At 56.7% G+C, this 19,143-nt stretch carries 19 protein-coding genes and 1 tRNA gene; 1 reads left to right on the forward strand and 19 read right to left on the reverse strand.

Features of this window, described 5'->3' with window-relative positions; all coding sequences use genetic code 11:
• Positions 1-67 precede the first annotated feature (67 nt).
• The 13 genes from ACQY4Z_RS09915 to ACQY4Z_RS09975 form a co-directional block, all read right to left on the reverse strand.
• Positions 68-1,399, reverse strand: coding sequence for a S41 family peptidase (locus ACQY4Z_RS09915; protein WP_428528841.1), 1,332 nt, complete (start codon positions 1,397-1,399; stop codon positions 68-70).
• Entirely contained in the window at positions 1,396-2,778 is a 1,383-nt protein-coding gene (locus tag ACQY4Z_RS09920) for a murein hydrolase activator EnvC family protein (protein ID WP_428528843.1), read from the reverse strand. The genes ACQY4Z_RS09915 and ACQY4Z_RS09920 overlap by 4 nt, the downstream gene beginning before the upstream one ends.
• Positions 2,779-2,958: 180 nt before the next feature.
• Entirely contained in the window at positions 2,959-3,441 is a 483-nt protein-coding gene (gene rlmH, locus ACQY4Z_RS09925) for a 23S rRNA (pseudouridine(1915)-N(3))-methyltransferase RlmH (protein ID WP_428528845.1), read from the reverse strand.
• An 83-nt stretch (positions 3,442-3,524) separates the two neighbouring features.
• The gene (gene rsfS, locus ACQY4Z_RS09930) at positions 3,525-3,908 is read right to left on the reverse strand and encodes a ribosome silencing factor (protein WP_428528847.1); all 384 of its coding nucleotides are present in this window, start codon (positions 3,906-3,908) and stop codon (positions 3,525-3,527) included.
• 236 nt (positions 3,909-4,144) lie between these two features.
• Entirely contained in the window at positions 4,145-4,774 is a 630-nt protein-coding gene (locus tag ACQY4Z_RS09935) for a nicotinate-nucleotide adenylyltransferase (RefSeq protein WP_428528849.1), read from the reverse strand.
• On the reverse strand, positions 4,771-6,051 hold the full coding sequence (locus ACQY4Z_RS09940; RefSeq protein WP_428528851.1) for a glutamate-5-semialdehyde dehydrogenase: 1,281 nt from the start codon (positions 6,049-6,051) through the stop codon (positions 4,771-4,773). Before ACQY4Z_RS09940 ends, ACQY4Z_RS09935 begins: the two co-directional genes overlap by 4 nt.
• Before the next feature lie 52 nt (positions 6,052-6,103).
• A complete protein-coding gene (gene proB, locus ACQY4Z_RS09945; RefSeq protein ID WP_428528853.1) occupies positions 6,104-7,243 on the reverse strand; it encodes a glutamate 5-kinase in 1,140 nt (379 codons plus the stop codon).
• Positions 7,243-8,289, reverse strand: coding sequence for a GTPase ObgE (gene obgE / locus ACQY4Z_RS09950; protein WP_428528855.1), 1,047 nt, complete (start codon positions 8,287-8,289; stop codon positions 7,243-7,245). Before obgE ends, proB begins: the two co-directional genes overlap by 1 nt.
• A gap of 45 nt (positions 8,290-8,334) precedes the next feature.
• Complete coding sequence (locus ACQY4Z_RS09955) at positions 8,335-8,880, reverse strand: GNAT family N-acetyltransferase (RefSeq protein WP_428528857.1); 546 nt, start codon at positions 8,878-8,880, stop codon at positions 8,335-8,337.
• A complete protein-coding gene (locus ACQY4Z_RS09960; protein ID WP_306148137.1) occupies positions 8,877-9,446 on the reverse strand; it encodes a GNAT family N-acetyltransferase in 570 nt (189 codons plus the stop codon). The genes ACQY4Z_RS09955 and ACQY4Z_RS09960 overlap by 4 nt, the downstream gene beginning before the upstream one ends.
• Positions 9,443-10,048 (reverse strand): GNAT family N-acetyltransferase, encoded by a 606-nt coding sequence (locus ACQY4Z_RS09965; protein WP_428528860.1) that lies wholly within the window; start codon positions 10,046-10,048, stop codon positions 9,443-9,445. Before ACQY4Z_RS09965 ends, ACQY4Z_RS09960 begins: the two co-directional genes overlap by 4 nt.
• A gap of 141 nt (positions 10,049-10,189) precedes the next feature.
• Entirely contained in the window at positions 10,190-10,459 is a 270-nt protein-coding gene (gene rpmA / locus ACQY4Z_RS09970; RefSeq protein ID WP_008192734.1) for a 50S ribosomal protein L27, read from the reverse strand.
• 56 nt (positions 10,460-10,515) lie between these two features.
• A complete protein-coding gene (locus tag ACQY4Z_RS09975; protein ID WP_428528862.1) occupies positions 10,516-11,112 on the reverse strand; it encodes a 50S ribosomal protein L21 in 597 nt (198 codons plus the stop codon).
• Positions 11,113-11,553: 441 nt separating this feature from the next.
• Between ACQY4Z_RS09975 and ACQY4Z_RS09980 the strand changes: the two genes are divergently transcribed.
• A tRNA-Ser gene (locus tag ACQY4Z_RS09980) sits at positions 11,554-11,643 on the forward strand.
• A 234-nt stretch (positions 11,644-11,877) separates the two neighbouring features.
• Here ACQY4Z_RS09980 and ACQY4Z_RS09985 read toward each other — a convergent pair.
• The 6 genes from ACQY4Z_RS09985 to ACQY4Z_RS10010 form a co-directional block, all read right to left on the reverse strand.
• Positions 11,878-12,903, reverse strand: coding sequence for a calcium-binding protein (locus ACQY4Z_RS09985; protein ID WP_428528864.1), 1,026 nt, complete (start codon positions 12,901-12,903; stop codon positions 11,878-11,880).
• Positions 12,904-13,226: 323 nt separating this feature from the next.
• Positions 13,227-14,288, reverse strand: coding sequence for a bifunctional transcriptional activator/DNA repair enzyme AdaA (locus ACQY4Z_RS09990; RefSeq protein WP_428528866.1), 1,062 nt, complete (start codon positions 14,286-14,288; stop codon positions 13,227-13,229).
• Between the two features lie 71 nt (positions 14,289-14,359).
• Complete coding sequence (locus ACQY4Z_RS09995) at positions 14,360-15,427, reverse strand: hypothetical protein (protein ID WP_428528868.1); 1,068 nt, start codon at positions 15,425-15,427, stop codon at positions 14,360-14,362.
• A 281-nt stretch (positions 15,428-15,708) separates the two neighbouring features.
• On the reverse strand, positions 15,709-16,518 hold the full coding sequence (gene panB / locus ACQY4Z_RS10000) for a 3-methyl-2-oxobutanoate hydroxymethyltransferase (protein WP_428528870.1): 810 nt from the start codon (positions 16,516-16,518) through the stop codon (positions 15,709-15,711).
• A gap of 38 nt (positions 16,519-16,556) precedes the next feature.
• A complete protein-coding gene (panC, locus tag ACQY4Z_RS10005) occupies positions 16,557-17,408 on the reverse strand; it encodes a pantoate--beta-alanine ligase (RefSeq protein ID WP_428528872.1) in 852 nt (283 codons plus the stop codon).
• A gap of 114 nt (positions 17,409-17,522) precedes the next feature.
• Positions 17,523-19,139, reverse strand: coding sequence for a thiamine pyrophosphate-binding protein (locus ACQY4Z_RS10010; RefSeq protein WP_428528874.1), 1,617 nt, complete (start codon positions 19,137-19,139; stop codon positions 17,523-17,525).
• Positions 19,140-19,143 lie beyond the last annotated feature (4 nt).

The following is a 19,143-nucleotide window of genomic DNA, read 5'->3' on the forward strand; positions in this document are numbered from 1 at the left end:
GATCATTGTTTTTTGGATACGCAGAACGAGTGGAAAAGGAGCGCCGTATCCGGCGCACCTTGGAGTTTTAGTTTTTCGGAACCGATGCTGTATCCGCAATCGGCGGAAACGCGCTGTTCACCTGAACGCCGCGCAGAAGATCAAGCGCCAGGTTCAACTGGGTGTCGTCTTCCGGATCCGGCGGGATGTAAGCCTGGCTTCCGGACTGTTCTTCACCCTCGGCTTCAAGGTGGCCGCGAAGGCCTGCCTCACCGCGGGTTTCAACACGGCCAACGAGTTCTTCTGGAAGTTCCTGAAGCGCTTCAATGTCCGGGACAATACCCTTGGCCTGTATCGAATTTCCTGATGGCGTGTAGTAGCGCGCCGTGGTCAAGCGGATTGCACCATTGGCACCCAGCGGAATGATCGTCTGAACGGAGCCTTTCCCGAAGGAGCGTGTTCCGAGGATTGTTGCCCGGCGGTGATCTTGCAAGGCACCTGCAACAATTTCAGACGCTGACGCGGAGCCACCATTGACCAGTACGATGACAGGCTTTCCTTCCGTAAGGTCACCAGCGCGCGCGTTGTAGCGCTGAGTTTCATCTGCTTCACGGCCTCGCGTGGAAACAATTTCACCCCGATCCAGGAACGCGTCGGACACAGCAATTGCCTGATCCAGAAGACCGCCCGGATTGTTCCGCAGATCAATCACGAAGCCCTTGAGCTTGTCGTCGCCAATGTTCTTGGCGGTTTCCTCAAGTCCCTTTTTCAAACCATCGAAGGTTTGCTCGTTGAACTGCGTTACACGAACATAGCCAACATCATCCTCTTCCCGCCAGCGGACGGACCGGATCCGGATGATGTCACGGGTAATCGTGATATCGAGCGGCTGTGTCTGGCCTTCGCGGCGAATGGTGACTACGATATCCGTGTTGACTGGGCCACGCATTTTTTCAACAGCTTCGTTGAGGGTCAGACCCTGAACTTGTTCACCGTCGATGTAAGTGATCAAATCACCAGCCAATACGCCAGCCTTGGCCGCAGGCGTGTCATCAATCGGCGAGACGACCTTCACAAGACCATCTTCCATGGTGACTTCAATGCCGAGGCCGCCAAACTCACCGCGGGTCTGAACCTGCATGTCGCGGAAGCTTTTGGGTGACATGTAGCTGGAATGCGGATCCAGTGATGTCAGCATGCCGTTGATGGCGCTTTCGATCAGCTGTGCATCGTCCGGAACTTCAACATAATCCGACCGGACCCTTTCAAACACGTCCCCAAAGAGATTGAGCTGCCGGTATGTATCGGTGGCCGCAGCATTTGCTGCGCCTGACACATGGAATGGCATTTGGGACAAGGTTGTCACAGCCGCGGCCCCCAAAAGGGCACCTGCCAGCAGCAAGGAAGCTTTCCGTATCATCCGCGAGCCTTTTCTTCTTCTGTGCGCGCCCACCATGGTGTGGGATCGACCGCACGGCCGTCCTTCCGAAATTCAACATATAATATCGGCTGGGTCGAGCCCATACCGAATGTTGATGCGCTTGCCCATTGGGTCGCGCCCATTACACCGACCGGTTCTCCGGCCAAAACAAATTGTCCGAGCTCCGCATCGATCCGGTCCATTCCGGCCAGGAGCACATGGTAGCCGTCACCCGTGTTCAGGATCAAGAGCTGGCCATACGACCTGAAAGGACCAGAATACACCACCCATCCATCTGCTGGCGATGTGACATTCGATCCGGGGCGTGTGGCGATTGACTGGCCTTCCGTCACACCGCCAAACTCATCTTCTTGACCGTAATCCTTCAGCACAGTGCCGGATACGGGTTGAGGAAGCCTTCCCCTGGCATCCTCAAAAGCAATCGCAGGCGCCAGGCGGCCAGGATCCGAAAACGGATCGTTATCTCGCGGCGTCCGGTTTTGATCCAAAGCAGCCTGCCGGGATTTCTCAGCGGCTTCCCGGGCGCTTTCGATCTCGGATTCCAAGTCTGCTATCAATTCCTTGAGCGAACCTGCCCTTGCCGCCAGTTCTGCCGCACGGCGCTTTTCATCCTCAAGGCTACGGACCGTTTCAGTATGTTCCAGCCTTTTGGCGCTCAAGAGAAGTTCCAGCCGTGACTTTTCCTCAGCCAATCGCATGGCATCACCGCGAAGCCGGCGTTCCTCATTTGCGATGACTGTCTTCAAACGCTGAAGCTCCTCCAAATCAGCGGCCAAGGCCTCCGTTTCCACCCGCAATTCCGGCATGACCGCATTCAAAAGAATCGCGCTGCGAACCGCCGACAGAGCGTCACTTGGGCGAACTGCCAATGCTGGTGGCGGCCGGCGGCCAATACGTTGAAGCGCCGCCAACACTTCAGCTAGGACATCGCGGCGCGCGATCAAGGACAAGCGAACAGCGTCTTCATTCTCGCCGAGACTGCGCAGCCGACGTTCAGTGTCCGTCAGCTCTGTTTCAAGCCTGCGAATCGTGTCTGCCGTGTTGATGATCTTTGCATTGAGGGTATCGCGGTCCCGGTCCAGGGACTGGATTTCTCGGGCAATCGCCGCTTGCCGATCCGACGAGACAGTGATGTCTGACGTGAGCGCGGCAAGCTCCTGCTCGCGCTTCGCCTTTTTCTCAATCGCAGCTTCAATTTCCGGTGAGCTAACCGCAACCTCGGACGGATCTACCGTATCGGAAACGTACCCTGGCACTGGCCACATAAACGCACAGGCAAAAAGGCCGCTTAGAAGTGCCGGCTGACCAGCTTTCTTCCACCGCCGTTTTCTAGTTCCCCTGCCCGGATCTGATCTCAAGTCGCGCGATCTCCAATACGCCATACGATCTGCGATACCGGCATGGCGTTAACGAAGTGTTTACCGTAGTGGCCAAACCGTTAACACCGCGCCCTTATCCACCAATCGCAGCACGACGAGCACTATCGGCAGAATGCGGCGATATGCTGGCGCTGCGTTTTATGATCGAGGATCAGTTGATCAAACGCGATGATAAGGATGGCCGGACTGGATCGTGATCGCTCGGTAGATCTGTTCCGCAAGAAGAATGCGGGCAATTTGATGCGGCCAGGTCATCGCGCCCAAGGCAAGTTTCAAATCGGCGCGGGCCAAAACCTCTTGACCATGCCCATCTGCACCACCGATGGCAAAGACGATGTCCGGCGCGCCGTCATCCTTCCACTTCTCCAACCGCTCCGAAAAGGCTGGGCTGGTCAGATTCTTGCCGTTTTCATCCAACACGACCAGCTTTGCGTCAGCCGGTAGAGACGTTAAAATCGCACGTGCTTCATCAGCCTTGCGATCTTCGGCACGCTGAGCACGGCTTTCCTGCATTTCTGAAAGACTGACATTGGTAACTCCGAGCGCGCGGCCAGACTTGCGCGCCCTGTCCATGTACCGGTCGAAAAGGTCTTTGTCCGCACCGGCCTTCATGCGGCCAACGCAGATAAGTGAGAAACGCATCAGATCCCCGCCGGACGAATATCCGGTGCCACTACTGCTTCGACAATATCACGGGGCTCCTGGACGGAACCCTCGTGCCAGGTTCAGCCGATGTACTGCGGTGCGTCGTCTTCTTCCGGGGCCCACATCTTTTCCAGATTGTAGAAACCACGGACTTCCGGACGGAAGATGTGAACGATCACATCACCGGCATCGATCAAGACCCAATCACAAGTGGTCTGCCCTTCAACGGTCGCATTGCCGTGTCCTGCAGTTTTCAGGTCACGCTGCAAATGATCCGCGATCGCCCCGACATGACGATGTGAACGGCCAGACACAATCACCATGTGATCGGCCAGGGAGCTTTTTCCTGCGATGTCGAGAGTAACAAGGTCCTCTGCCTTGGAGTCTTCCAGACTCGCGAGAACCGTATCGAGGAGGCCGGCCGTAAGGTCTGTACTTACGGAAGCCTTCATAGGAGTGGACATTTCTGTCCGCCCGCTTTCAAGGGACATGGTCAGGTGGAATGCCTTTCGCTGTCTTCAATGGCCTGTGTCCAACGTCGTCACGAACATGATTGTCCGACTTTGCACGTCACCCGTTTTGGCTACAGGCCGGTTGACCAATGTGCGGCCGCCCCTTTAGCAGCCACACCACATAATACCGCGTCTGACTTGGCAATTTCAAGACAACGGAGTTTTCACTAGGCTGTTTAGCTTATGCGTCACCCCTTGCGCCTCAGATCGGTGGATGAAGTCTGATCCAAGGGGGTGTGCAGAAACGTCCATACTGGAGGGTCCATATCGGGAAGGAGACCTGCATCCTCTTCTGGAAGCCGATATTTTTCATAGGCTTTTGCCATTGGCGACGACAACACCGACAGCGATGCGCCCGGTCTGTCGACGACTGCGACCGGCACGGTGCCAAGAATGCCTCGCCAATCCTGCCAACGATGGAACCCAGCCAAATTGTCAGCACCCATGACCCAAACGAATCGGACCGACGGGTTTCTGGACCGCAGGGCCTGCAGTGTCTTGGCCGTATAGGGCGTGCCCAGTATCTTCTCATAAGCAGTCACTTTCATCCGCGGATGATTGGACAACGCTCTGGTAAAATGAAGCCTCGTTTCGAGGGGCGCCAGCTCCGAATGGCTCTTCAGAGGATTGCCCGGTGTGACAAACCACCAAACTTGATCCAGTCCAAGGCGCTTCAGAACAGTGTCGGCAACCATCTTGTGACCGGAATGCGGAGGATTGAACGACCCGCCGAAAATTCCGATCCGGTTGCCCGCTTCACAATGGGGCAATTTCAACCAGTCCTGATGACGGTCCTGGCCGGGGGACAATTTGCTCATGGACGGATTTGGCCCGTCCCATGCACCTTGTATTTGAAGCTTGTCAACTGCTCGACGCCAACGGGCCCGCGCGCGTGCATCCGCCCAGTCGCTATGCCGATTTCAGCACCCATCCCAAATTCGCCACCGTCCGCAAACTGGGTCGAAGCGTTATGCAATACGATCGCCGAATCCACTTCCGCCTGGAACCGGTCCGCGGCAGCTTGATCTTCAGTGATGATGCAATCGGTGTGGTTGGACCCGTAGTTTGCTATATGCGCGATGGCAGCATCGAGATCCGGGACAATCATCGCAGAGAGGATCTTGTCCAGATACTCCGTTGACCAATCCTCTTCGCTTGCTTCCAAGACACCCGAGCCAATTTTCTGGACTTCGGCATCGCCGCGGATTTCGCAGTCTCCCGCGTTCAATGCGTCCAGAATTGCAGGCAGGTGGCTTTCAGCGACATCCTTATGAACCAGCAGCGTTTCCAAGGCGCCACAGATCCCAGTACGGCGGAGCTTGGAATTCTTTACGATCGCAACAGCCTTTTCGAGGTCTGCTGCTTTATCGACAAAGATGTGCACCAGACCTTCGAGGTGCGCAAAGACAGGCACACGCGCTTCGGTCTGAACGCGTTCGACCAGGCTGCGCCCGCCACGCGGAACGATCACATCGAGGTTTCCGTTCAATCCCCGCAGCATTTCACCAACTGCCGCCCGGTCGGTCATCGGCACGATCTGGATCGCATCTTCCGGCAAACCGGCCTCAATCAGACCTTTTTGCATCGCTGCGTGAATAGCCTTGTTAGAGTTCACGGTGTCAGATCCACCCCGGAGTATGACGGCATTGCCGGCCTTCAAGCACAGCGCGCCGGCATCTGCAGTTACATTCGGACGGCTTTCATAGATCACACCAATCACACCGAGCGGTGTGCGGACCCGTTCGATCTTGAGACCATTCGGCCGTTCCCATGCCGCTATCACGCTTCCAACCGGATCATCCAGCGCAACGATATCCTCTAGAGCTTTGGCAATCGCCTCGATACGCTCTTCGTTCAAGGTGCCACGATCTAGAAACGCTGCGGTCTGGCCATTGGCCTTCATGGCTTCGACGTCTTTGGCATTGCCTTCAAGGATTTCCGGCGTTGCGGCCCGGACCGCTTTCGCCATCGCCATGAGCGCATTGTTTTTTGCCTCGGTTGGGGCATTGGCAAGCACCCGGCCAGCCGCCCGCGCCCGCGTGCCGATCTCCGCCATCAAAGCTTCCGTCGACTGTGCCTCAACCTTGTCCAGCATTCCTTCAACTCCCGTTTGGCGCGTTCATCAGCGCCACCTTGAATTGGTGTTTTTAGCTTGTTCCGTTCAAAAAGCCATCTTCGAGCACAAGATCATCCCGGTGGATCATCTCGGCCCGGCCCGGATATCCGACAATTGCCTCGATTTCGCGGCTGTTGCGCCCGGCAATCAGCTGCGCCTCATCCATGTCATAGGCAATGAGACCGCGCCCGGCCACTGCACCGTCTGGCGCCAGGATCTTGACCGCGTCTCCACGGCTAAACTGACCGGATACGCTGGTGACCCCTGCCGGCAACAAGCTTTTTCCGGACTTAAGGGCACGAACGGCACCAGCGTCCAGAACGATTTCGCCGCGTGGCTCCAACGTGCCGCCAATCCAGGCTTTCCGGGCGCTTGCCGGTGTCGCCAATGCGGGGAACCAGGTGGCCCGTGCGCCCTTATCCAGCCGCTTGAGCGGGTTCAGTTCCTTGCCGGATGTAATCACCATTGACGTTCCTGCGGCTGTCGCGATTTTCCCGGCATCGATTTTGGTCTTCATGCCCCCGCGGGAAAGTTCGGACCCGGCACTTCCGGCCATCGCTTCAATCTCTGGCGTAATCCGCGAGACTTCCGGCAAGAACACCGCGGACGGATCCACATGCGGCGGCGCAGTGTAAAGTCCGTCGATATCCGACAGCAGTATAAGGCAATCGGCGCTCGCCATGGTCGCAACGCGTGCGGCCAGCCGATCGTTGTCGCCATACCGGATTTCGGACGTAGCAACGGAATCATTTTCATTGATGATTGGAACCGCACCGAGCTTTAACAGCGTTCCGATGGTGGCACGCGCATTGAGATATCGGCGCCGCTCTTCCGTATCTCCGAGGGTCAGGAGAATTTGACCGGCGCGCCGATTGTGCGCGTCCAGCGCCTCGGCATAGGCTTTGGCCAATGCGATCTGGCCTGTTGCAGCCGCCGCCTGGCTTTCTTCCAACTTGAGAGGCCCTTTTGGCAACCCAAGGATCCCACGGCCAAGCGCGATAGACCCGGACGACACCAGAAGCACCTCAGCGCCAGCATCCATCAGGTCAACCACGTCGGAGACCAGAGCCTCCAGCCAGTCTTTCCGAAGCGCGCCATTGCCAACAAGCAGTGCCGAGCCGATCTTGACCACGATCCGGCTATGGGTCTTGAGGATCCGCGGCGCCGACATCAGGGATGCCACCCCTCCTGCTGGGGAGACGGCACCTGATTGGCGGCTTCTTCCTTGTCGCGATCGATGGCCCGGACAATCATCCGCAGGGCGCGGTCAACATTCAGACCGCTGGCAGATGACAGGATCAAGGGTCTTTGACCACAGGCAGCCTCCAGGCTGGCCGACTTTTCTGCGATCAGATCTTCGGTCAAGGCATCGCATTTCGACAAGGCCACGATCTCGGGCTTATCCGTCAGACCAGCTCCATAGGCTTCCAGTTCTCCGCGGACGACCTTGTAGGCCTCGCCAGGATCTTCTTCACCCGATCCATCAACCAGATGCAGGAGAACGCGGGTCCGCTCCACGTGACCCAGAAAGCGGTCACCAAGGCCGGTACCTTCATGCGCCCCTTCAATCAGACCCGGGATATCAGCCATGGCAAAGCTGTTGCCGTCAATCTGCACGATTCCAAGGTTCGGGTGCAGGGTGGTGAAGGGATAATCCGCGATCTTCGGCTTCGCTGCCGATACGGTTGCCAGGAAGGTGGACTTGCCCGCATTCGGCAGACCGACCAGACCGGCATCCGCGATCAGTTTCAGCCGCAACCAAATCCATTTCTCTTCGCCTTCAAGACCCGGATTGGCGCGGCGCGGCGCCTGGTTTGTCGAAGACTTGAAATGCGCGTTGCCGAAACCGCCATTACCGCCCCTCATAAGGTGGACCTTTTGGCCGATTTCCGTCAGATCGGCGATGATGGTTTCGTTATCTTCTTCCAGGATCTGCGTCCCGACAGGCACTTTCAGAACAACATCGTCGCCATGCGCTCCGGTCCGGTTCTTACCCATCCCGTGAATGCCCGTTCCTGCTTTGAAGTGCTGTTGGTAGCGATAGTCGATCAGCGTATTGAGGCCATCAACGCATTCGACGATGACATCACCGCCCTTGCCGCCGTCGCCGCCATCCGGTCCGCCGTATTCAATATATTTCTCGCGGCGGAAGGAGACACAGCCCGCACCGCCGTTTCCTGATCGCACGTAGATCTTTGCCTGATCGAGGAATTTCATTTTCTTCTCTTTTCATCCTGGACCAGGACTTGATCTTTGTTTCGATCAATGACCGGTCATAAAATCTGCGCGCATCAATTCGGTTTGCAAGGCCGGCACTGGCCCGGAGCGCGCGGCACTGTCACAGAGGCTTTCTCCAACCTGGCGAAAGCCCATTTTATTCATAACCGCCAAGGACGCGGCGTTTGTCTTCATGGCTTCGCTGACAACCCGGTTGTGACCCGTTGTCCGGAAAAGCCATTGAAGCGCAGCCAGAACGGCTTCGCTCATAAACCCTTGCCCCCAATAGGGCTGTCCCAGCCAATAGCCGATCCGGGGCGTTTCCTGCAACTTCCGAAAACCCACCGCGCCGATCATTTGGCCATCATGGTCAATATGAAAGGGCAGTTCATCGGCCTGCTCCGGTGCCTTCCAACTCGCAGCCGCCCTGTCAAGAAATGCCCGTCCGCCCTCTAGATCATAAGGATACGGCACCCGGGACAACATCTTGACGACCTCGTAGTCTCCAAGAAGTGCAGCGCAGGCATTCAGGTCATCCCTTCGCGGCGGCCGGAGCACCAGCCGCCGGGTCCGGATCTCTGATGGGATCATGCCACTTGCCGTCTGGCTTCGTAGTCAGACCGCTCCAAGCAGACGACGACATTCGAGACCTTCCGGTCAAGCGCCTTGGCATACCGTTCGGTCATGGCATAGGGCTTGAACCCGAACTTGCGTAACAATCCGCGGGACCGGGTATTCTCTTCAAATGCCCGGGCACCAATCGCATCGGTTTTGTAAACGTCGAAACCCCACTCCAGAACGCTCTCAACAGCTTCCGAAGCATAGCCATGACCCTGGAAGGCCCGCCCGATCCAATACCCGATTGAAGGCGCATTCGGCAATTCATCGAGATCACCAGGCGCAATGATGCTGACAACACCGATGAAAACACCGCCGAGCGTGATCGCGAAGGCAGCTTCATGTGTGAGCGGATCGACCCCCACAACCGTTTCCAGATAGGCTTCCGTCTCGCCTTCCACAAACGGCCAGGATACAGCGCTCAGCCAGCGGACAATTTCAAAATCCTTACCGCCAAGCTGTGCAATTGCCGAAGCATCATCGGCGGTCAGCGGCCGCAGAACCAGACGGCGCGACTTCAATTCTGGCAACGTCATCATCGGCCTTGCCCCCATCCTTTCAGAGATTTCCAGACGGCTTTTTCAAGGGTGTACCGCTCGATCGGCACAGACCCGCCGGCCCCGAGCGACCGGATCATCGACTGATCGCGATACTGGAAACCCGATTTGATCAAAACCCTGCGCGAAGCCGGGTTGGTCACCCGGCAAGAGCCCTGCAATTCTTCGGCATCTGTATGCGTGAAGGCATGATCAACAAGCGCATGGACCGCCTCAGTCGCATAGCCCCGTCCCCAGAAGGGTTCGCCGAGCCAATAACCAATATGCAGAGGACCATCCGGCTCGACATTGGCGTAGCGGGTCAGACCGATGAGGCGGCCCGTGCTTTTCAACCGGATCGCAAACCCGGCGTTCAGCGCACGGTTGCGCTCAGCCTTTTCGATCAGCGCGCGGCCATCTTGCGCCGTGAAAGGATGCGGCATGGTGGACAGGTTCGCCGCCACCTGTTTGTTGTTCGCCAGGAACACCAAATCAGCCAAATCGTCCACACGCGGCGTGTCGAGCCGCACATGAACCGCTTCCTGCGGCAACGGGGCCGCGTACAAACTGCTTTCGTCTAAGAGACCATCGCTTTCAACAACCATTTTTTCCTCCAGCCAAAACAAATCAAGGGAAAGATGGTGCCCCATCTTCCCCTTGGATCTTTGACTGGTCTTGGATGCTGACCTGTCTCGAATTGCCGGGGTCTGGATGGGACACCGGCGCTTCGAAACGTCACGTCGGCTTTACTCCGCAGCTTCCGCCACTGGGACCACATTGATGAAAGTTCGTTTGTTGGCTTTCGCCTGAAACTCAACTTTGCCTTCAACGGTCGCAAAAATGGTGTGGTCCTTGCCCATGCCTACGCCGGTGCCAGGATGCCAGGTTGTGCCACGTTGACGAGCAATGATGTTGCCCGGGATTACGGCTTCGCCACCATACTTTTTGATGCCGAGACGGCGGCCAGCTGAGTCGCGGCCGTTGCGGGATGAACCGCCTGCCTTTTTATGTGCCATCGTTAGAACTCCTCGTTCTTCGAATACTTAAATGTCAGGTCTTAAGAAACAGCAGCTCAGTTGCCAGCCAGTTCTTTCGCCTGCTCAACCCAGTTACCGCGTTCGAACTTGCCCTTCAGGCCGGTCTCTTCTTCAACGCGAGCGATGTCGTCGGCGCTCATGGCTGCGATCTGAGCGAAGGTGGTGATGCCAGCTTCGTTCAGCTTTTTCACAGCAGCCGGGCCAGCGCCGTCCAGTTTCTTCAGGTCGTCTGCGCCAGCGTCTGCAGCCGGAGCGTCTTCCTTGGCTTCAGCCTTCGGCGCAGCCGCTTTCGGCGCTGCCTTCTTGGCCGGTTTTGCACCACCGGTCAGGATGTCGGTCACCTTAACGAGGGTGAACGCCTGACGATGGCCGTTGCGGCGGCGGGAATTCTGACGCCGGCGCTTTTTGAAGATGATAACTTTGCGGTTGCGGCCCTGATCGACCACTTCTGCAACAACGCTGGCACCGTCTACGGTCGGAGCGCCAACTGTGGTGTCTGTGTCGTTGCCAACCATCAGCACTTCGTCGAAAGTTACGGTGCTGCCAGCTTCGGCATCGAGTTTTTCGACCCGGAGCAGGTCGTCAGCGGCAACTTTATACTGTTTGCCACCAGTTTTGATCACTGCGAACATGTCTCGCACGTCCTTCTTTTCATTTTTGAACATGCCTCAGCGGTATTGCTGCGGCTGTCTTTAATATCGAACCTAGGCGCCTGCCCGGTCAGACCATTAGGCTGACAGGAACAAGGTCTTTGGTGCGGGGGTTGCTTGGTCAGCAGAAAAGCCCTGCAGGCCTTGAACGACAAAGAAAGCCCGAAAAACGGACTTTCTCGAGCTCGGCGGAATATACTCAGCAATGCCTCGGAGTCAACGCCTAATAGCGTTTATTGATGGAAGGCTTGCGTCAGCATCTTTGCAAGCTGCCGGTTCCACCCACATACACCCCTCCAGTCGAAGCGCATTCAGGTCCGTTTTGGGAAAAAAACGGACCTGTTCAAACTGCCCCTTGCGCATAAAGAACGGCTTGATTATGTTCCGCGCCACTTGAGCCCCGAGTAAACGTTCAAGTCCAGCGGAGAGGTGCCGGAGTGGTCGAACGGGGCGGTCTCGAAAACCGTTGAGCGCGCAAGCGTTCCGAGGGTTCGAATCCCTCTCTCTCCGCCATTTTCTATGTTGCCTTCACTAAAGACGCTGGCACCAGCGTGTGCAGGAGTTTTGTATTAGTCTTCAGGCCGGCCGGTTTATGCACCAACCATCAAGCCAAACTCGTCCGCGCTGATGAACTTTGGGGCACGCGGAGTTTCGGAGCTTACACGCACACAGTTTCCAAACAGCTGTAAGCCCGAACACTGCCGCGTGCCGGGCCCACGATCACTTTTATATCCGCCGTCCCCGCACCTAGAAAAATGCAAACGCGTCAGAGGTAAGATCATCTGTCGATGAAATGCCTTGAAGTGTAACGCTATCTTCGCCTACCGACAGCACAACATCGCCAGATTCGTTGATGGTTGCGGCCGCCAGGAGTTCCTCAAAGCTGGTAATACCAGAAGCGTCATCCAAGAACAGAACATCTTCTGCCACGTTGAAGTCGGTGATGAGATCGTTCCCGCCACCGACGTCCAGAACAAAAACGTCCGAGCCCGCGCCGCCGGTCAACACGTCATCGTCGGCGCCGCCATTGAGCAGGTCGATGCCATCACCGCCGTCGATCGTGTCGGAGCCGGCGCCACCGTTGAGCAAATTGTTTGCGACATCCCCGATCAACTCGTTGTCGGTGTCATCGCCCTCTAACGGCGTGTCAATTGGGCTTGGGGCACGCCCCTCGTCGGCCCCAAACGCCAAATAGTGATCGACGGCAGAGACACCTGCCGCTGCAACATCAGGGTTTTGCGCAAGGTAATAAGCCTCGTCGAACAAGGTTCCGTCTTCGAGCTCAATTACCCCCTCGTCGTCGGCTGTGGTTCCCTCCGCAGACGGTAGGCGTCCCTCATCAGCTCCGAAGTTCAAGTAATGATCCAGCGCCGATACACCGGCTGCCGCAACATCCGGATTCTGCTCTAGATAGTAAGACTCATCGAAGAGCGTACCGTCTTCCAGCAACAATAGGCTTGCGGTACCAGGTGCATCACCACCGTCATCTTCATCATCGCCGCCATCATCATCTTCTGACGGCCGGTTAGATTTGGTGTTCAACAACCCTGGCACGGCGCCACCCCATCCAGGCGGCAGGCTGCCCCCAAGGTGCGCAGGGAGCCCATCACGCAGGCCAGGCGGAATCCAAGTCGGCACATCATCGTTCCCGTCCGAGCCCCCGTCGTCCAGACCTTCGCCGTCTTCGAGCACGAACTCTTCATCAGTTTCCAGCTCGAGATCACTGCCGCTGTTTTTGCCTTTGCCCTGACCGATACCTTTGCCGTTGCTCATAGCGCCCTCTGCTTTTTTGATTGCTGCGATCCGGCAATGTGCGCCCATCAACCATCGGCACAATCACTGCATCACCTTGCGTCATTGAGATAAGCGCGAAGATAATAAGAAGATCTTAGAAGGAGGACTGGATTTATAATAAAAAGAAAATGGATTTTTATTTGTATTTTCGCAAATGAACTGATTTATACCTTGAGTTATAAATTGATAATACATCACCATTGGTTGATTGTAAATATTCGAGACGCAAAACGACATGTATAACACTTTTGCAGGCCCAGTGACGGGATCACCTTGATCATATTAGGATTTCTTGTGGCTCCTTATGAATCCGCAGCCTGATAGCTGCGTTCCAGCTCGACCAGTTTTTGTTTGCGCCAGAGGCCTCCGCCATAGCCCGTGAGGGATCCGTCAGCGCCCATGACCCTATGGCAGGGAACAACGACGGCGATCTGATTGGCGCCGTTTGCGCGCGCAACGGCCCGCACCGCGTCCGGCCGACCAAGGGCCTTTGCCACATCCGAATAGCTGCGAACACCACCTGCCGGGATTTTCAAAAGTTCGCGCCAGACATCCCGGGTGAAGGGCGTGCCGTGCAGCGCCAAGGGGGTTTCGAACACTGCTTTCCTGCCCTCAAAGAAACCCGTCAACTCATCCTGGATCTGGTCGATGATTTTCGTCCGGCCAAATCCAAGACTGCCGTTGGCATTGCGCTGCAGTTTCTTGACTTCCGATGGCAAGGCCTTTCGGTCCAAAAACTCCAAGAGATGCAGCTGGGAGTGATCCGCAATCGCGATCATGGGCCCGAGCGGCGTCGATACCCAGTCAGTTTTCAGTAGAGGATCAGTCGAAAACATACCGGGCGCCTGACCCAAGATCTTTGCAAACGCGTCCCGGAACGCGCTGGCAGAGTCAAATCCGGCCGAGACCTGCGCCTCAATCACCTTGCCGCCGTCCGCCAAGGCCGAAAACCCTTCCTGCAGCCGCCGCTGACGTGCCATTTCCAGGAAGGTCATGCCAAAGTGCCTTTTGAAGGTTCGGCGCACAGTCGACGGGTCCAGCCCCATCCGGCGCAAATCCGGTTCGCCCCAGCGATAGACCGGCCGTCTTTCAAGTTCGGTTATCAATGCCTTTATGACTGGATCGGCGCTCGCCTCCGGTGTCGTCGGCTTGCACCGCTTACAGGGCCGGAAACCGGCATCGATGCATTCTGCAACGGTAACATGAAATGTGCAGTTTTCCCGCTTGGGTTTGCGGGCCGGACAGGTCAACCGGCAGAAGATCCCTGTCGAGGCAACGCAAACAAACGCCCGCCCGTCATAGGACGGATCCCGGTTCAAGAGCGCCTCGTACAGTGTATCGAAATTAGGACTAATCTTCAGCATTCCGGCACCATAAGACGAAGCTTAGAGCAGTGCAGCCGGAAATCGGGCGTTTATTCGCCAGAGTTCAACATTCAAACAAACAGGACATTCCGGACATCAGCTTTCAAGTTCCCGACATCAGCCTGTATCGCTTTCTGATTTGCCTCAATCGAAGCAGCTTTGGTTGACAGGGCCGCAGTCCCGGTCGAGAGCGTTGAAATGTTGTTTTCGATCGCGGCCAACCGGCTTTCTGCGGCCGTACTCTCGGTGGAAACACCGCGCACCATGACCTCTCCGGTACACATGTTAATGTGCGTGTTTTTGAATTCCACATCGATCCCCACAACCCCGAGATTGAAGACGGACATGGAGAGACTTGCACTGATGTTTATGGCACCGAACAGGCCTGCGGTGATCAGCATATGAACGCCGGTGTTCAAGGTGAAGGTCCCAGCAAGGGTCACATCAAGCTTCCCGCCCAGGAAATAAGTTTCCGTGGCGCCATGATGGACCGCGCGGGTGGTGCCGGTCGTTTTCTTGAAATCATTGCCATTGATCTTCGTGGTGGATTCTTTGACGTTCAGATCGAAATCGCCCGTCCCATTACCTGCCGACACGCTCACATTTTTGTTCCGCCCGGACTTAATCTCGATCTGATCGTCGCTGTCGGCCGTCAGCTTGCCCGTCGCCTTGATATCGTATGTGCCCGATGCCTTGTGCCTGTACTTCTTGCTTTCCAGGTACATTTCCTCGCCAGCTTTGACGAGAATGCGCCCGTCACAAGCCAGCAGAATACCGTTGCTCGTCGAAGGCGCAGGACCGGCGGCGTGTTGCGCTGTTTCAGCGTTGCTGCCAGCTGCGTCACCTCTGTCTGAAAGATATCCTTCCGGAAAATATGATGTCGCGGTCTGGCTGGTGATCGAAGCTGTTTCAACGTCGGAATAGCCACCTAAACGCAAAAAGGCGCCAAGCCCAGAATCGTCCGCTGATGTGGCGGTCGACCCTTTGGCTGCCGGGACATAAAAATATGTGTAGCTCGTCTGGTAGTGCGTGCCCGTATCAGCTTCTTCGATCGCGGGCGTGTTCACCAACGCCTCCACACTCGCAACCCTTGCATCCAGGGCCGCTATGTCGGCGGCGTTTTGTGTCGCGTCTGCCATTTGCTTTCTCCAGCCAGCATAAATCTGCTTACCTAGAGTTTTCGCAAATGGCTCAATTTTCAATAGTTATTATTTTGCAACCGAAGTTTTCACACGTCCCGCAAGCCGCTTTGTATTCATTATTTTCCGTTCATCGGGATTATTCACGATGAATTTAGCACTAAAAACAAGAAATTACAGCCTTATCGCGCGTGATCTACAGAACCAGTAATGAAAATCGCTTTCATGGCACGAGAAAATCGATAAACAAACCCGCCGCTGAGCGGATATCTCACCCCGACTTATCGATATACTTGCTCTTCGGTCGGGAAGCTGCGGTCTTTCACCTCATCGGCATAGGATTTTACAGCCGCTTCGATCTGGTCACCCAGATTGCCATAGACCTTGACGAATTTCGGCGGCGCGGGATTGAGACCCAGCATGTCTTCAAGAACCAGGATCTGTCCGTCGCATTCGGCCGAGGCACCAATGCCGATGGTTGGTATCGGGATCTGCTTTGTGATCTTAGCTGCGAGCGGTTCGACCATGCCTTCCAGGACGAGCGCAAAGGCACCGGCCTCGGCCACCACTCTGGCGTCTTCTTCATGGATCGACCAGGTTTCTTCTTCGCGCCCTTGTGTCTTGAAGCCGCCCATGACGTTCACCGATTGAGGCGTCAACCCGATATGCGCCATGACCGGGATGCCGCGCTCGGTCAGGAAGCGGATCGTTTCGGCCATGCGCCTCCCGCCCTCCAGCTTGACGGCACCGCACTGGGTTTCTTTCATCACTCGAGCCGCATTGCGAAACGCCTCGGCCGGGCTTTCCTCGTAGGTGCCGAAGGGCATATCGACAACGACCAGCGCGCGCTGTGTGCCGCGTACGACTGCCTTGCCATGCATGATCATCAGGTCAAGCGAAACACCAACGGTGGACTCCATCCCGTGCATGACCATGCCGAGACTGTCGCCGACAAGAATGAAGTCTGCGTATTTGTCGACAATCGCCGCCGTATGTGCGTGGTAGGAGGTCAGAGAGACGATCGGCTCCACCCCTTTGCGCTTGGCGATCTGCGGTGCGGTGATGCGGCGGATTTGTTTTTGAGCGCTCATGGTCTGAGCTCCTTAGGAGTTATAACTAACGGCTGGATTTACGCAGCGGGTCTGACAACGCGTTGATCGATCAGAAGGACGGACCCGAAGCGGACGGCAAGTAGAATGACAGCAGGCTTGTTAAACGTGCCGCTCAGCTCGGCAAGGGTTTCGGCATCGCGAATGTCGATGCTTTCAATCTGTCCGGATGGCGCGTCCGACAGGACGCCACGGACGACCGCTTCCAGGTCATCAATCAACGGTGTAGTCTTTGCAAGTTGCTCGGCCTTATCCAGGGACCGGCTCAGCGCCACCGCCTCCGTACGTTGATCTTCCGTCAGCCGAACATTTCGAGAAGACATGGCGAGGCCATCGGCTTCCCGCACCGTTGGATGACCAAGTACCTCTAGGGGCGCATCGAGATCCCGCACCATTTGCTTGATCAGGGTCAGCTGCTGGTAGTCCTTTTCACCGAAGACGGCGATATCCGGCGTGACGATATTGAAGAGCTTGGAGACGACCGTTGAGACACCGCGAAAGTGTCCGGGCCTCAATGAACCCTGCAAGATGGCCGACAGACCAGGCACTTCGACATAAGTGTCACCACCAGCGCCGTACATTTCATCGACGCTCGGCATAAACACAGCGTCCACGGCTTCAGCGCGCAAGAGCGCCAGATCCCGTTCTTCGTCCCGCGGGTAACTCGCCAGATCCTCGTTCGGACCGAATTGGGTCGGATTGACGAAAATGGTTGTGACAACACGGTCCGCCACAGTTTTCGCCTTGCGAACAAGCGACAAATGACCGTCGTGCAGATATCCCATTGTTGGAACAACAGCGGTGGTTTCTCCGCTCTGTCTCCAGTCGCGCACGAGGGCACGCATATCCGCCTTGGTCCGGCAGATCCTCATTGGCTCTCCTCCCAGTCCCTTGTCGGGACTTTATTCTTTTCGCAGGTGCAGCATAGTCACCCTGCCTTGGAAGGTCCAGTATCCCTTCATTGTCCAAAAAGTTAGGTTGCGGGCCTAAAAAGCACCGTCATAAGATCGTTGCGCGATGCGGCACGCAAGCAGTGTGAAGCCATCCCGATCCAGGGCTGCGCCAGCTTCCTGACGCAAAACTTCCGCACTCTCGATCCAAACGCCATAGCCTCCGTAGGCCGCCGCGATACCCGGAAAGTCGGTTTCGCCAAAATCGACGCCGACATTCGGCCGCTGGCTGTTGCGCTGCTTGAGTTCGATGAGCGCAAGGCTGGTGTCCACCAGAACACAGATGATGACCGGGATTTTCAGGTCCCGAAGCGTAGAGAGTTCACCAAGGCACATCTCAAGCCCGGCATCGCCGACAAACGCGATCACCGGTGCCGTCTGGTCCACCAATCGATGGCCCATCGCCAGGGGAACGGCACAGCCCATGGTGCACAAGGCGGACGACTGGAGCATCTGCCTTGGACCAGAGCAGCGCCAGATCTGGCTGACCAAAATACGGTGTGCGCCACTGTCGGCCGTCGCAACGGTATTCTCAGGCATCACATCACGCAGCACGTGGAACGCTGTGCCTGGGCCCCAGCCTGTTTGTTCCGGCGCGAAGGCCTCTGCAAGATCCTTGCGGACTGCGACCGGCTCACCGCCTGACCAGGAAGAAGCGGTTGTGTCACGTGCTTCAGCCAGAAGGTTTAGCGCAGGTTCGACAGCGCTGCGCAGCGTTGCTGCAGCGTCGTGCATGCCGTGGGTTCTCAAAACCGGCGTAACGTCAATCACCGGCGCGTCGGACGGCCAGGGATTTCGCCAATTGATGCGCATTTCAATTGGGTCATAGCCAAGCGACAAAATGCAATCGCTTTGATTGATCAGCGGCAGAAGGTGGCCGTCGGCCTTTGGCGACAGGCCCGCGCCGCCCAGCGCGAGCAAGTCATTCTCATGGAGAAGCCCCTTGCCCTTGTAGCTTGTTACGAGCGGGATTTTATAGGTGCGGCAAAACTCAGTGATGGCTTGCGAAGCGCCCTCATTCACGGCATCCACCCCGGCAATGGCGATGGGCCGCTCCGCCTTTGCAAACAACTCAAGTGCGGTGTCCAAATCGGAACCGGACGCAGGTGCGGAGGCGGCGAGGCTTGAGCGGAACTTTGAAGACCAAGCTTCCGAAGTTACTGTTTCGGCGACCTTGATCGGGACGTCGATGTGAACAGGACCGGGCTGACCGTCGAGCGCGATGGCCAAAGCCTTCTCCATCATCACATCAAGCGCTCCGAGGCGTGCGGAAAAGCTGGCCTTCACGATTGGGCGCAGCAACTGCTGATGATCAAAGACCTGGTGCGTATAGCTTTCAGCCTCGGCTTGATCGACGCAGCCTGTCAGAAAGATGAGCGGCACACGATCCTGCCAGGCATTGGCGACGACATTGATGGCATTGGCTGCGCCCGGCCCAAGTGTGGCGAGGAGCACTCCTGGTGCGCCGTCGGCATGCCAACCGCCTTCGGCCATGAACCCACCGGCATTTTCGTGCTTCACCAACACGAACTTCAGACCTGCTTCATCAAGCGCCTGCATCAGTGCCAGCACCTCGCCTCCAGGAATTCCGAAGGCATGACGGCAACCTGCGCCGTGAAGCTTCTGTGCAATAATATCAGCGCCGGTGGTCATGGTT

It is taken from the genome of Roseibium sp. (genome assembly GCF_965276855.1).
Classification (GTDB): Bacteria; Pseudomonadota; Alphaproteobacteria; order Rhizobiales; family Stappiaceae; genus Roseibium.